General features: G+C 73.4%; 12 protein-coding genes. 6 read left to right on the top strand and 6 right to left on the bottom strand.

Annotated features, from left to right (window positions below; genetic code table 11):
- Window positions 1-24 precede the first annotated feature (24 nt).
- Complete coding sequence (locus tag ACIQK6_RS26435) at window positions 25-384, bottom strand: MmcQ/YjbR family DNA-binding protein (protein WP_329106386.1); 360 nt, start codon at window positions 382-384, stop codon at window positions 25-27.
- Between the two features lie 104 nt (window positions 385-488).
- Between ACIQK6_RS26435 and ACIQK6_RS26430 the strand changes: the two genes are divergently transcribed.
- Together ACIQK6_RS26430 and ACIQK6_RS26425 are read left to right on the top strand one after the other, a co-directional pair.
- Window positions 489-2,615, top strand: coding sequence for a DUF4139 domain-containing protein (locus ACIQK6_RS26430; protein WP_402695591.1), 2,127 nt, complete (start codon window positions 489-491; stop codon window positions 2,613-2,615).
- A gap of 8 nt (window positions 2,616-2,623) precedes the next feature.
- A complete protein-coding gene (locus ACIQK6_RS26425; RefSeq protein ID WP_402695590.1) occupies window positions 2,624-4,189 on the top strand; it encodes a DUF4139 domain-containing protein in 1,566 nt (521 codons plus the stop codon).
- A gap of 208 nt (window positions 4,190-4,397) precedes the next feature.
- On the opposite strand, the gene ACIQK6_RS26420 is transcribed toward ACIQK6_RS26425, so the two are convergent.
- On the bottom strand, window positions 4,398-5,066 hold the full coding sequence (locus tag ACIQK6_RS26420) for a TetR/AcrR family transcriptional regulator (RefSeq protein WP_329106380.1): 669 nt from the start codon (window positions 5,064-5,066) through the stop codon (window positions 4,398-4,400).
- 172 nt (window positions 5,067-5,238) lie between these two features.
- Between ACIQK6_RS26420 and ACIQK6_RS26415 the strand changes: the two genes are divergently transcribed.
- Window positions 5,239-6,273 (top strand): medium chain dehydrogenase/reductase family protein, encoded by a 1,035-nt coding sequence (locus ACIQK6_RS26415; protein WP_329106378.1) that lies wholly within the window; start codon window positions 5,239-5,241, stop codon window positions 6,271-6,273.
- Window positions 6,274-6,290: 17 nt separating this feature from the next.
- Here ACIQK6_RS26415 and ACIQK6_RS26410 read toward each other — a convergent pair whose 3' ends face one another.
- Window positions 6,291-7,844, bottom strand: a complete 1,554-nt coding sequence (locus tag ACIQK6_RS26410) for an alpha/beta fold hydrolase (protein WP_329106376.1) — start codon at window positions 7,842-7,844, stop codon at window positions 6,291-6,293.
- A 246-nt stretch (window positions 7,845-8,090) separates the two neighbouring features.
- Between ACIQK6_RS26410 and ACIQK6_RS26405 the strand changes: the two genes are divergently transcribed.
- Window positions 8,091-9,182 (top strand): PI-PLC domain-containing protein, encoded by a 1,092-nt coding sequence (locus ACIQK6_RS26405; RefSeq protein WP_402695589.1) that lies wholly within the window; start codon window positions 8,091-8,093, stop codon window positions 9,180-9,182.
- A gap of 62 nt (window positions 9,183-9,244) precedes the next feature.
- Here ACIQK6_RS26405 and ACIQK6_RS26400 read toward each other — a convergent pair whose 3' ends face one another.
- Both ACIQK6_RS26400 and ACIQK6_RS26395 read right to left on the bottom strand, forming a co-directional pair.
- On the bottom strand, window positions 9,245-9,526 hold the full coding sequence (locus ACIQK6_RS26400) for a WhiB family transcriptional regulator (RefSeq protein WP_329106371.1): 282 nt from the start codon (window positions 9,524-9,526) through the stop codon (window positions 9,245-9,247).
- 47 nt (window positions 9,527-9,573) lie between these two features.
- Window positions 9,574-10,662: a mechanosensitive ion channel family protein gene (locus ACIQK6_RS26395; protein ID WP_402695588.1), complete on the bottom strand. Its 1,089-nt coding sequence runs from the start codon at window positions 10,660-10,662 to the stop codon at window positions 9,574-9,576.
- A 135-nt stretch (window positions 10,663-10,797) separates the two neighbouring features.
- On the opposite strand from ACIQK6_RS26395, the gene ACIQK6_RS26390 reads away from it, so the two are divergent.
- On the top strand, window positions 10,798-11,274 hold the full coding sequence (locus tag ACIQK6_RS26390) for an ATP-binding protein (protein ID WP_329106367.1): 477 nt from the start codon (window positions 10,798-10,800) through the stop codon (window positions 11,272-11,274).
- A gap of 58 nt (window positions 11,275-11,332) precedes the next feature.
- Here the strand turns inward: ACIQK6_RS26390 and ACIQK6_RS26385 are convergent, their stop codons facing one another.
- On the bottom strand, window positions 11,333-12,247 hold the full coding sequence (locus ACIQK6_RS26385) for a SigB/SigF/SigG family RNA polymerase sigma factor (RefSeq protein ID WP_402695587.1): 915 nt from the start codon (window positions 12,245-12,247) through the stop codon (window positions 11,333-11,335).
- Window positions 12,248-12,426: 179 nt separating this feature from the next.
- Here ACIQK6_RS26385 and ACIQK6_RS26380 point away from each other — a divergent pair, with 179 nt between their 5' ends.
- Window positions 12,427-12,804, top strand: a complete 378-nt coding sequence (locus ACIQK6_RS26380) for a helix-turn-helix domain-containing protein (RefSeq protein ID WP_329106363.1) — start codon at window positions 12,427-12,429, stop codon at window positions 12,802-12,804.
- Window positions 12,805-12,830: the final 26 nt, after the last annotated feature.

The raw sequence follows: 12,830 nt of genomic DNA, 5'->3' as shown, positions 1-12,830 counted from the left end.
CCGGCGGCGGCCCCGCCCCGGGCCTCAGGCCGGTCCCGGGGGCCCGAGGTCGGGGTGGTCCTTGAGCAGGCCGGGCGGAGCGGCCTGGCGCCAGGAGTCCACGACGATGGCGCGCAGCTCGTCCGTGTCGTCGAGGGCCGCCAGGCGCGCCCGTACCCAGGCGAAGGACGCCTCGTGGTCCGCGACCCAGAACTTCTCGGGCTCGGCGCGGACGAGCTCGTCGCGTTCCTCCTTGGGGCAGCGGACGGCCAGTGACGTCTCGTCGTCGGGCAGCGTCAGGAACATCTTCCCGGCGACCCGGAAGGTGGGCATGGCCCAGGCTTCCTTCTCGGTCGTCTCCGGGAGGGCGAGGGCGATTTCACGGACTTCGTCGGACGTGCACACACCCTGACCGTACGACAGGCCACTGACATCGGGGCTCGGCACGGATGCGCGGACCGCTCGGGCGTAGGCTTCGACCGGCACGGACGCATCGGGGGGCGGAGCACATGACGGCGCAGACGGTACGACGGTGGAATTCGACGCTCGATTCGGTCGTGGTGTACGCGCAGGGCGCGGTCTGCCGCCGGCTGGTCCGGGGCAGCCTGCCGGCGGACGGACGGGTGCGCGTGACGGGGCTGCCCCGCTCGCTGGACCCGGGGTCGCTCCGGGCGAACGTGCTGGGTGCCCCCGGGGTCCGCGTGACCGAGGCCCGGGTGGAGGTCGGGGCCGAACCGCGCACCACCGGCGCGCCCGATGCCCTGCGGCGCGAGGTCGAGCGGCTGCGCGACGCATACGCTGCGGCGCAGGGCCGCCGGGACCGGCAACGGGTGCTGATCGACGAGGTCAGGGCCCTGCGGCCGGTGCCCCCGGCTCCCGACCCCGAGGCGCCGCACCGCCGCACCCCGGTCGACGCGTGGCTGGAGCTCGCCGACTTCGCCGAGGAGCGGCTGACGCGGCTGCACGCCCGCCTCGTCGAGCTGGAGGACGCGCTGCGTCTCGCCGGGCACGAGCTCGGTGTCGCCGCGGACCGGCTCGCCCGCGCCTCCACCGACGCTCCGCAGGCGCACGTGGAGACCACGGTCTCCGCGCTCCTGACCCTCGACGCCGCGGCGGACGCGGAGGGCGCCGACGGGGAGGTCGAGCTGGAGTTGGAGTACGGGGTTCCGGGAGCCGTCTGGGTACCGGCGTACCGGCTCACGCACCGTCAGGGCGACGGCGACGGCCAGCTAGTGCTGCGCGCCTCGGTCGCCCAGCGCACCGGCGAGGACTGGACCGGTGTGCACATCGCCCTGGCCACCGCCGACCTCCGGCGCCGCACCGACCTGCCGAAGCTCCGTTCGGTCCGGATCGGGCGCCGGCAGCCCGCCCTGGCGCCGTCCGGCTGGCGCGAGCCTCCGGTGGGCCTCTCCGACCTGTTCGCCGGCTACGAGGCGGCCGGCGCCCGCCGCCCGGCCCCGACCGTGCTGCCGCCGGCCGTCCGGGTCGGCTCCGCGGCCGGTCCCGTACCGCCGCCCCCTCCGCCCCCTCCGCCGCCACCCGCCCCGGCAGCCGCGGCCGCGCCCGCGCCCGCGCCACAGGCGTACGGCGCCCTCCCGGTGCCCGGCGGCGCGTTCGACGCCTCCCGGGACGTCGCCGGCGCGATGCCCGCCCTCGCCCAGCCGGCCCGCCCGCGGCCGGCCGGCAGGCCGCGGGGCGGCGGCGCGGCCTTCGGCGGGGCCCCCGCTCCCGCGGCTCCTGCTGCTCCCGGCCGGGCGGCTCCGCCTGCGCCCGCGCCGGCTCCGCAGCCGGTGGCCGGTCCGCCGCAGCCGAGCGGCGCCGAGCTCGACTACGCCGCGCTCGTCCTGTGCGGCCCCGACGAGCAGGGTGGTCGCCGGGGCCGGCTGTTCGCCGACTCCCCCGCCGACCCGGTGGCGGCGAAGCACCGCCGCCTCGCCGAGCGGGTGGACGGGCTGCCGCTGCCCGGACACGCCGTGCGGCCCCGGGAATCGGCGGGTTCCTTCGACCACCGCTTCGACGCCGCCGCCCGGGCCGACATTCCGTCGGACGGCACCTGGCACACCGTCACCGTCGGGGAGATCCCGGTCGGTCTGCGCACCGAGTACGTCTGCGTGCCGTCCGTGGAGCAGACCGTGTACGCGACGCTGGTGCTCTCCAACGCCACCGACCAGGCACTGCTGGCCGGCCCGGTGGAGGTCACCATGGGTGAGGACTTCCTACTGACCGCCGCCCTGCCCACGCTCGCACCCGGTGGGGTGCGCCGGGTGGGGCTCGGACCCGCCGAGGGCGTCCGGGTCACCCGTCGTACGAACCTGCGCGAGTCGACCGCGGGCCTGCGCAACAACATCACGGTGCTCGACCACCAGGTCCACGTGGAACTGGCCAACCGGCTCGCCGGACCCGTCACCGTCGAGGTCCACGAGCGGGTGCCCGTCACCTCCGATCCGGATGTCCGGATCGAGGAACGCGCCGGCTGGACGACGCCCGAGGACGGCGCCGGGCCGGAACACCACGCCCCGGGCACCCGCATCTGGCGGGTGGACCTGCCCGCCGGGGGGACCACCGCCCTCGACGGCGGCTACGAGATCCGCATCCCGGCCGGCAAGGCCCTGGTCGGCGGCAACCGCAGGAGCTGACACCCATCATGTCCACGGCCCCGAAGCCGATCGCCCTTCCCGTCACCGCCGTCACCTGCCTGGAGGACCGCGCCCACGTCGAACGCGCCGCCGTACTGGACCTGGAGGCGGGGGTCCAGCGGCTGCGGCTCGGTCCGGTCAGCGCGCTGGCCGTCGACCGCACCCTGCACGCAGAGCTGGCCGCCGAACACCGGGCCACCGTGCTCGACGTACGGATCGTCCGCAGCTGGGAGCCGCGCGGACCGCTGCCGTCCGCCGACGAGGACTCCGCCCTGCGCACTCGCGTGCACGCCCTCGAGGAGGAGCAACTCGCCCTGGGGCAGCGGCGCGACCGGCTGCACGGCCGGCTCGACGTGCTCGGCCGCCTCGCCGCCGATCTGCTGCGGGAGATCGGCGAGGGCGCCGGCTCCGGGGAGACCGACGGGCCCCGCTGGGCCCGCGAGATGGACCGGGTGGACGGCGAGCGCGATGCGTACGGTGAGCGACTGCGTTCCGTGGACGCCCGGTTGGCCGCCCTCGCCGTCGAACTCGGGGAGACCCGGCAGGCCATGGAACGCTCCGAGACCGAGCCCGCCGAACTGGTCGGTCACATCGAGCTGACCGTGGACAGCGCGGCCGCCGGTCCGGTCCGGCTGCGCCTGGGCCACCTCACCCCGTGCGCGCTGTGGCGGCCCGCCTACCGGGCCGTCCTGGACGGGGACGCGCTGACGCTGGAGTCCGACGCGATGGTCTGGCAGCGCACCGGCGAGGACTGGTCCGACGTGCGCCTGACCCTGTCGACGGCCCGGTCGGCGCTGGCCACCGAGCCGCCCCGGCTGGGCGAGGACCGCCTCACGCTGGGTGAGCGCACGCCGGCGGAGCGCCGCACGGTCGACGTCGAACTGCGCGAGGAGGAGATCGGGGACCTCGGTCCGGCGGCCCCGGTGCTCGGCCTGCCCGGGGTGGACGACGGGGGCGAGGCGCGGGTGCTGCACTCCCCCGTACCGGTCTCCGTACGCGGGGACGGCCGCGCCCACCGGGTGCCGCTCTCCGCCTTCAGCACGGCCGCCAGCAGCGAATACGCCTGCTCGCCCGAGCTGTCCCCGCTGGTCACCCGGGTGGTGTCCTTCGACAACCGGTCCGGTCACGCGCTGCTGGCCGGTCCCGTGGACCTGGTCCGCGGCAGCGGGTTCAGCGGCCGCGGCACGCTGGACTTCACCGCCCCGGGCGCCCCGGTCGAGCTGGCCTTCGGCAGCTGCGACGACCACCGGGTGGTCCGGTCCGCCGAGGAGTCCCGGGACTCGGCCGGCTTCAGCCAGCGGACGGTGGTCACCCGCACGGTCCGGCTGCACCTGTCCCGGTTCTCCGCCCCCGGGGACCACGGCGAACGGGTGGTCGTCGTCCGGGAGCGGATCCCGGTCTCCGAGGTCTCTGCAGTGGAGGTGCGCCTGCGCAAGGAGGCCTGCGCGCCGGCCCCGGACTCGGTCGATGCCGAAGGCATCGCCCGCTGGGACGTCCCGCTCGCGCCGGGCGGCCGACGGACGGTCACGCTGGTCTACGAGCTGTCGGCGAGCGCCAAGGTCACCGGCCTGTGAGCGGAGCGGCGGCGGCGCCCGACGGCCACCGGCGGTCGAGTACCTGCTGGACGCCACCGATCTGGCACGTATCAGCGGCATCCTCGACAGGCTCCGCTACGTCACCGTTCCCGAGCACCTGTTGTGGGCGGAGTACGACGGCGTGCTGAACCTCCGCTCCCACGCTAGGTGTTCGCTCGACCGGTTCTTCTTCTGGATCTGACGCGGCTCAGGGCGTCACGAGGCGGTCGACCTCGGCGGCGAAGAGCAGGGCCGGGTCGAGGCCCATGCCGGTGAAGTGGCCCGCCAGTTCCAGGGACAGCACGCCGTGCAGACGGCTCCAGAAGGTCAGGGCCAGGTGCAGCGCCGACGGCGGGGCGTCCGGGTGGCTGCCCGCCCATGCGCGGTGCGCGTCGAGGTGCTCCTCGAAGGCGTCCGGCTCCGCGCCCGGGTGCACGGCCGGTAGGGCTGCGACGCAGGCGTCCAGCAGGACCGACATCAGTTCCGAGGCGATCACCGTGACGTCCGGCGGTGCGTGGTAGCCGGGCACCGGGGTGCCGTATACGAGGAAGTAGCGGTGCGGGTCCGCGAGGGCCCAGGTGCGCAGCACCTGCGCCAGCCCGGCGGGGTCGGGCCGGCCCGCTCCCCCGCCGGCGGCGGCGACAAAGGCGTCGGCGAGGCTGCGGTAGGCGTCACGGATGAGTTCGGTGATCAGCTCGTCGCGGTTGGCGAAATACCGGTACAGCGCCGGTCCGCTCATGCCCATCTGCTTGGCGATCGCGTTGAGGGAGAGCGCCGAGGCGCCGGAGCCGGCGATCTGCTGCCAGGCCTTCTCCTTGACCTCCTCGCGCACCTGCTGCCGGTACCGCTCCCGGGGGGATTTCGTATGGCCGGTCATGCCCGCCGCCTCTCACCGCTCGCCCAACACCACCAGATCAGTTAGAGGCTATCACCATCGACACAACCACTCTCGATCGGACGTGCCACTCCCTTGACATTGCCGAGATAGCCGATCACTCTTGTTATAGCTTCTAACGAACACGAGAAGCAGGAACTCACTGGAGGTCATCATGACGAACACCGTCGAGCGGGTCGAGGTCGTTCTGCCGGGCAAGGTCGAGCCGGAGGGCCTGCAGTTCCACCGCGGCCCCGTCCCCGTGCCGACGGCCGGCCAGGTGGTCGTCGCCATGGAGGCGACGGGCGTGTCCTTCGCCGAGCAGCAGATGCGGCGCGGCCGGTACTACGACCAGCCGCCGTTCCCCTTCGTCCCCGGGTACGACCTGGTCGGCACGGTGCTGGCGGTGGGCGAGGGCGTCGGCCCGGCGCTGCTCGGCAAGCGGGTCGCCGCCTTGACCAAGACCGGAGGCTGGGCGAGCCATGTCGCGCTCACCGCCGCCGACGTGGTGGAGGTGCCCGAGGGCGTCAGCCCGGTGGACGCCGAGACCGCCGTGGTCAACGGCATCACCGCCTGGCAGATGCTCCACCGCAAGGCCCGGGTGCGCGCCGGCCAGACCGTCCTGGTCCACGGCGCCAACGGCGGGGTCGGCTCGATCCTGGTCCAACTGGCGCTGGCCGCGGGCGCCCACGTGATCGGCACCGCCTCCACCCGCCACCACGACGCACTGCTCGCTCTCGGGGTGACCCCCGTCGACTACCGCTCCGGGAACGTCCACGCACGGGTACGGGCCCTCGCGCCCGGCGGAGTGGACGCGGTGTTCGACCACGTGGGCGGCGACGGCATCGTCGAGTCCTGGCGGCTCCTGGCTCCCGGCGGCACGCTCGTCTCCTACGGCAGCGCCGCCACCCGCGACGACGAGGGCTCCGGCTCGTGGCCGGTGCTGGAGCTGCTCGGCCGGGTGTGGGTGTGGAACGCGCTGCCCAACGGCCGCCGCGCGTACTTCTTCAACGTGTGGGCCGGGCGCGCCTACGCCAAGGACCGCTTCCGGGCACGCCTGCGCGCCGACCTCACCCAGGTGTTCACCGCCCTCCAGCGCGGCGAGATCACCGCCAAGGTCGCGGCCGAGATCCCGCTGGCGCGCGCCGCGGAGGCGATGCGCCTCGCCGAGTCCGGCACGGTCGCCGGGAAGGTCGTCCTCGTCCCGTGACCCGGTCGCCGGTCACTTCAGGAGAAGGGCAGCCGGTCCGGTTGGCAGGTCGTGCCGGGCGGCGGGAGCGTGCCGTCGATGAAGTAGCGGCTCTCGTGGGTGTTGATGCAGGTGCTGTTGTTGTTGAACAGTGCGGTGTGGCCGAACCCGTTGTTCGTGAGCAGCCGGGCGTCGGCCAGTTCCTCGGCCATGGCCTGGGCGTCCGAGTGGGGCGTCGAGGGGTCGTACGTGGTGCCGACCACCAGGACGGGGTTGGCCGTGGGCTTGTTCCAGGGGCCCTCGTACCGGTTGGCGGCCCGGGCCGGCCAGGTGGCGCACGGTTCACCGGACCAGGTCCAGTAGCGTCCGGCGTCGCCGGCCCGCTGGGCGCTGTCCTCCTCCAGACCGTGGTAGACGGCCGGGTCGCGCGGGTTGGGGCTGTCGCCGCACCACACGGCTCCCGCCTGTTCCTCGCCCAGGTACGGATTCGGGTTCGCGACCGGGGGCGGGGGCGGGTACTGGGGCGGCTTCGGGGTGCGGCCCTGCCAGAGGTCCTGGAGCCGGGCGGCGAGAGCGGTCCAGCCCGGGCGGACGATGTAGAGGCTGCTGACCGTGTCGGCAACGGTGTTGGCGTACGTCCACGGGCCCACCGGGTGCTCGCGCAGGCGCCCCATCAGTCGGTCGAACTTGTCGCGGGTGGCTTGCGGGCTGCCGGCCGAGAAGGCGCAGCGGGCGGTGGTGGCCGATCCGCAGAGGTCGAGGAACTTGTTCAGGGTCGTCGCCGCAGTGCGGTCCGAGCCCATGCGCAGCAGGGTCGTGGTCCGCGGTTCGCCCGTCGAGGCGTTGTTCGTCCAGGCCAGCGGGTCGATGTTGCTGTCGAGGACCATGGCGCGGACCTTGTCGGGGAACAGGTTGGCGTAGGTGGCGCCGAGGATCGTGCCGTAGGAGACGCCGAGGTAGTTGAGCTGCGGCTCCCCCACCGCCCGGCGGAGCAGGTCGAGGTCCTGGGCGGTGTCGGCGGTCGACACGTGGCGCAGGAGGTCGGGGTCGCGCTTCTCGCAGCGGCGGCCCAGGTCCTCGTACGCGTCGATCCAGGTCGTGCGCTCCTTCTCGCCCACGGGGAATCCGCCCGGCTTGGACGCACCCCAGGCCCGGGCCTCTTCGGGGCTGTCGAAGCAGTTCACCGCGGTGCTGTTGCCGATGCCCCTGGGGTCCCAGCTGACGATGTCGAACCGTTCGCGCAGGTCCTTGGGGAAGGAGTCGTAGTTCTGCGGCACCTGCACCGTCCCGGGGCCGCCGGGGCCACCGGGGTTGACGAACAGCGTGCCCAGGCGTTTGGCAGGGTCGCCCGCCTTGTGGCGGACGACGGCCAGGTCGATGGTGCGGCCGGCGGGGGCCGCGTGGTCCAGCGGCACCCGGGCCGTCGCGCAGTCGTACGGGCTGCCGGGTTTGCAGGGGCTCCAGTCCAGCCGGGGGACGGTCTGCGAGGGCGACGGCTGTGCGCGCGCCGCGGCCAGTTCCGGGGCGACCAGCATCGAGGAGCAGACCGCCGCGACGGCGATCGCTGCTGCGCACCGGCGGCGGCCGGGCATCCGTCCGGGTGCGGGTCGAGGTACAGGTGCGGGTCCAGGTACCGCTCCAGGTCCGGGCATGCTCCGCCCTCCTCCGGCACGTCGGGGGCGTGGTGCGGCGACCGGTGCGCTCGCACCGGCACGCGCCGCCTGCTCATGGTTCAACCAAACCCCCATTCGCCGACGCGCGCGAGCCGGGCGCGTCGGACCACGACCGCTGCCGTTCACAGGGGGCGGATCCACGGCCCGCGCGCTATCCTCCGCGCCATGTTGATTGACATGGACATGCGCTTACGGATGCGGTCGCGGGCCCTGGTGTGCCTCCTCCTGCTGGCCCTTCTGGGCACGGTGACCACAGCGGCCGCCTCGCCGCGGGCCGCGGCCCCTGCTCCCGCCACGGCCGCCACCACGGCCACGGCCACGGCCGAGAAGTCCTCTCCGGCCACCGCGAGCACGGCCGCCGCGGCCGCAACCGCCCGCTGGGGCGACCGGCGGCTCGACGAGGTTGCCTTCCTGACCACCCACAACGCCTTCACCAACTACGAGGACTCCCGCTGGAGCTCGGTGAACCAGTCCGAGTCCGTGCGCGCCCAGCTCGAAGGCGGCGTGCGCGGCCTGAGCCTGGACACGCACTGGTACGAACGCAGCACCTGGCTGTGCATCATCAGCTTCGGCAGCGACTGCTACCCGAGCGACGTGTACCTGTGCCACGGCGACTGCAAGACCTTCGCCGGAGCCACGTACGCCCTGCCGCGGCAGACCTTCCACGGCACGATGCAGACCGTGGTGGACTTCCTCGCCGCCCATCCGCAGGAGGTCGTGACCGTCTTCCTCGAGGACTACGTCGGCGCCGATCAGCTGCAGGCGTCCCTCGGCCGGGTCAGGGGGCTCCAGGACATGGTGTTCCGGCCCGACCAGTGGGGCGTCCGGCAGCAGGGCTGGCCCAAGGTGGCCGACCTCGTCACCTCCGGCAAGCGGTTGCTGATCTTCTCCGACCGCTCCGACCGGGAACACCTGGGCGTCATGTACGACAAGTCCTGGACCGTGAGCAACTTCTGGAGCCTCGGAGACCTGGGCAACGACCTCTCCTGCGTCAGCCGCTGGCCGGACGTGCCGCTCGACCGCCAGGAGCCCGGATTCCGGCGCCTGTTCACCATGAGCCACCACCGCAACGTACCCACCGTCCTCACGGCGGCCCTGGACAACGGCGCCAGGCTGCGGGACCGCATCGCCCAGCAGTGCAGGTCGGCCACCGGGGGCCGCGACCCGAACTACGTCTCCGTCGACTTCCACCGCCTGTCGGACGGAAGCGGCCATACGCCCGCCTCGATCGTCGCGGAACTGGGCGCGCGTCGCTGAACGCGCCCGTCGGGCCGCCGGCCGGGGGGATCGCCGCGTACGGCGCGGGGTCTCCCGGTCGGTCAGCCCGCCTTGCGCGCACCCAGCGCCCTCCGCTCGTCCTCGGTCAGTCCGCCCCACACCCCGTACGGCTCCTGCACGCGCAGCGCGTGGCTCAGGCATTCCGTCCGTACCGGGCAGAACGCGCAGACCTCTTTGGCCTCCTGCTCCCGCACGGAGCGCTCCTCACCGCGCTCCCCCGCCGGGTGGAAGAACCGGTCCGTACCGAGCTCCCGGCACGCCGCCGCCTCCTGCCACTCCCACCGGTGCTCCGCACGGCCCGGCAGGCGTGCCACCTTCGACATGTCCCGACTCCTCTCATCCGCCTTGCTGATGTCTTTCGACTCCTTGCTCACGCGTCTGACCCGGGTGCGCGTTTCGAAACGCCGTCCGCGTACGCCGACGGGACGGCGGCCGCGGACGTGGAGACCCGCGGCAGGGCGTACGGGTGCTTCTCGGTCAGCCAGGCGACGAGATGTTCGCGCACCGTGCAGCGGGCGGTCCACAGATCGTCCGCGTCCTTCGCGGTGACGATCGCCCGCACCACGATGGCGCTGGGCGTCGTGTCGGTGACGGCCAGGTCCCAGCCCCTGCCGTCCCACGCCTCGCAGCCGTCCAGGATCTCCCGGAGCTTCTCGCGCATCAGCGCGACGGGGGTGGTGTGGTCGCAGTGCAGGAAGACCGTGCCGGTCATCTGGACCCCGCCGCGCGACCAGTTCTCGAAGGGGCGCCCGGTGAAGTACGAGACGGGCATGGTGATCCGGCGTTCGTCCCAGGTGCGCACGGCGAGGAAGGTGAGCGTGACCTCCTCGACCACACCCCACTCGCCGGCCACCACGACCGTGTCCCCGATCCGCACCATGTCGCCGAAGGCGATCTGGAATCCGGCGAAGAGGTTGCCGAGGGTGGACTGGGCGGCCACGCCCGCGACGATGCCGATGATCCCGGCCGAGGCCAGCAGCGAGGTCCCGACGGCGCGGAGGTCGGGGAAGGTCAGCAGCATCGCCGCCGCGGCCACCACGGCGACCACGGCGGTGACGATCCTCATGATCAGCGTCACCTGGGTACGGACCCTGCGCACGCGTGACGGGTCGCGCGTGCCGAGCGCGTAGCGGGCGTAGGAGGACTCGACCACGGCGGAGGTGACGAGGACGACGCACCACGCGCTCGCCCCGATGAGCACCAGTGTCAGGGCCCTGCCCACGGCCGCCTCGTGCTCCTGCAGCGGCTCCCAGGCGATCTGCCGGTACACGGCGCGCAGCACCGCCGCGAACAGCAGCACCCGTACCGAGGTACGGCAGCGGCGCAGCATGTTCCAGAGCGGTGTCTCGGGGTGCCGGGCATCCGCGCGCCGCAGCAGCAGGTCGGTCAGCCTGCCCGCGGCGAAGGTCAGCAGGATCGAGCCGCCGATGACGGCCAGTACGTGCACGAGGCTGTTCATGACTCCTCTGGATGGGTCTCGGGGACGGGTCCCGTCGCGCGTGCCCGGCCCTCGCCCGGACAAACGGGGCGTCCGTTTCGCAAAGGCGGGTACAAGCGACCACGACACGACAGCCGAGGACGAGGTGAGTGCGCAGTGCAGACCATCGGACCGGACACCGGCGGGCCCGTACCGGACGCGCGGGGGCCGGCCTTCCCCCAGCTCCGCCGGCTCGCCCTGCGCGACGCCTTCCGGCAGGTGGCGCGCGGCCGCCAGTTCACCCGCGAGGCGCTGGAGGACTGGGGGTGGGACGGTCGGGACACCGCCGAGGACGCGGTCCTGGTCGTGTCCGAACTCGTCACCAACGCCAAGCTGCACGCCGGCGGCTGCCACGAGCTCATGCTCCGCGCCGGGGACGTCTTCCGCGTCGAGGTGTACGACGGGCGCGGTGAGCTCCCGCGGCCGTTGCCCGCCTTGCGTCCGGGCCGACCGGGCCGACCAGGCGGGCACGGTCTGCGCCTGGTGCACCTGCTCGCCGACCGCTGGGGCGTCCAGGCGATCGGACGGGGCAAGGTCGTCTGGGCCGAGTTCGACGCCGAGCGCCTACGGACGGGCCGACCCGGGTGTGCCTGAACCCGCCGGGCCGGCCCGGCGGGTTCGGTTTCGGGTCTGCCCGGGTCGGGCGCGCCGTTCAGGCGTGCAGCAGCTCCTCGCGCAGGGAGCCCAGCGTGCGGGTGAGCAGGCGGGAGACCTGCATCTGGGAGAGGCCGATCTCCTCGCCGATCTCCGCCTGGGTCATCTCCTGGCCGAAGCGCAGCTCCAGGATCTGGATGGAGCGCTCGTCGAGGTCGGCGAGCAGGGGCGCGAGGGCGTGCCGGTCCTCGACCGCCTCCAGGGCGGGGTCGATGTCGCCCATGGTCTCGGCGAGGCTGCGCGTGGTCCGTGCGGCGGCGGACACCTGGGTGCCGCCGGCCGCACCGTCCTGGGGGACGTCGAGGGACTGCGTGGAGTAGCCGTTGGCCGCGACCAGGCCCTGGCGGACCTCGTCCTCGGTGAGGTCCAGCCGCTCGGCGAGTTCCGCGGGGGTGGGCGCGTGGTCCGTCTCGGCGGTCAGCTCCTCCGTGGCCTTCGCGAGCTCCAGGCGCAGCTCCTGGAGGCGGCGCGGCACCCGTACGGCCCAGGTGGTGTCCCGGAAGTGGCGCTTGATCTCGCCCGTGATGTACGGCAGGGCGAGCGTGGTGAGCTGCGTGTTGCGCTCCGGGTCGTAGCGGTCGATCGCCTTGATCAGTCCGATGATGCCGACCTGGACGATGTCCTCGTTCTCGGGGCCGCCGGGGCGGTCGCGGAACGGGCGGGCGGCGAACTGCACCAGTGAGATGTTCATCTCGATCAGTGTGTTGCGCACGTACTGGTACTCGCGGGTCCCCTCTTCGAGGCCCTGCAGCCGTTCGAAGAAGACCCGGGTGAGCTCCCGGGCGTCGCCGGTCGACAGTTCCCGTGGGCAGGGGACGTCCGGCAGCCCGCCGGGTGCGGGGGCTCCGCCGGTGCCACCGCCGGGGGTGTCCGTCGTCGGGGTCATGGCCTCGGCCGTGTCCGTGAAGGTCATCGTCTTCGCTCCTTGGGCACGTCTGCTTGCGGTGCGGTGCGTCGCTCGTTGGCTGTGGTCATGCGGAACTCTGCTTCCGCTTCCCCTGAACCCTGTCGGGGCCGGGGACACACGTCAAGTAATACCGGAAAACTGGTTCTGGAATTGCATTTCGTGAGTCATCCCTCAAGAATGACGCTGTGGAGAGCGAGCACACAGGCCCCCGACGCAACGGCTGGACCTTCCTGACGAACCACGCCCGGGTGCTGATCGCCATCGCGCGCGACCCGGGCATCCGGCTGCGCGACATCGCGGTGGAGTGCGGTCTGACCGAGCGCACCGTACAGGCGATCGTCACGGACCTGCAGACGGACGGGTACCTCAACAAGACCCGGGACGGGCGGCGCAACCGCTACGTCGTCGCCCCCGGCGCCCGCTTCCGGCACCCGGCGGAGGCCGGTCACGAGATCGCCGGACTGCTGGCCTACCTCACCGCCCCGCTGGCCGCGCCGACGACGCCGACCGCCGAGGTGGCGGACGACGCACCCGGCCACGACGAGCCCCGCACCGCGGTCTAGACCACCCATCGCCGGGTCGCTCCTCG

This window comes from Streptomyces sp. NPDC091682 (assembly GCF_044756625.1).
In the GTDB taxonomy this organism is placed as follows: Bacteria; Actinomycetota; Actinomycetes; order Streptomycetales; family Streptomycetaceae; genus Streptomyces.
The sequence above is the reverse complement of the archived record's forward strand: the minus strand, read 5'-3'. Positions and strand labels throughout refer to the sequence as shown.

What these genes read in the sequence shown, in the direction of transcription:
- ACIQK6_RS26400 (WP_329106371.1), bottom strand. Translation starts at nt 9,526, where the DNA reads ATGTCGAAGGTGGCACGCCTGCCGGGCCGTGCGGAGCACCGGTGGGAG.
- ACIQK6_RS26415 (WP_329106378.1), top strand. Translation starts at nt 5,239, where the DNA reads ATGACGAACACCGTCGAGCGGGTCGAGGTCGTTCTGCCGGGCAAGGTC.
- ACIQK6_RS26385 (WP_402695587.1), bottom strand. Translation starts at nt 12,247, where the DNA reads ATGACCTTCACGGACACGGCCGAGGCCATGACCCCGACGACGGACACC.
- ACIQK6_RS26405 (WP_402695589.1), top strand. Translation starts at nt 8,091, where the DNA reads ATGTTGATTGACATGGACATGCGCTTACGGATGCGGTCGCGGGCCCTG.
- ACIQK6_RS26430 (WP_402695591.1), top strand. Translation starts at nt 489, where the DNA reads ATGACGGCGCAGACGGTACGACGGTGGAATTCGACGCTCGATTCGGTC.
- ACIQK6_RS26420 (WP_329106380.1), bottom strand. Translation starts at nt 5,066, where the DNA reads ATGACCGGCCATACGAAATCCCCCCGGGAGCGGTACCGGCAGCAGGTG.
- ACIQK6_RS26425 (WP_402695590.1), top strand. Translation starts at nt 2,624, where the DNA reads ATGTCCACGGCCCCGAAGCCGATCGCCCTTCCCGTCACCGCCGTCACC.
- ACIQK6_RS26410 (WP_329106376.1), bottom strand. Translation starts at nt 7,844, where the DNA reads ATGCCCGGCCGCCGCCGGTGCGCAGCAGCGATCGCCGTCGCGGCGGTC.
- ACIQK6_RS26395 (WP_402695588.1), bottom strand. Translation starts at nt 10,662, where the DNA reads ATGAACAGCCTCGTGCACGTACTGGCCGTCATCGGCGGCTCGATCCTG.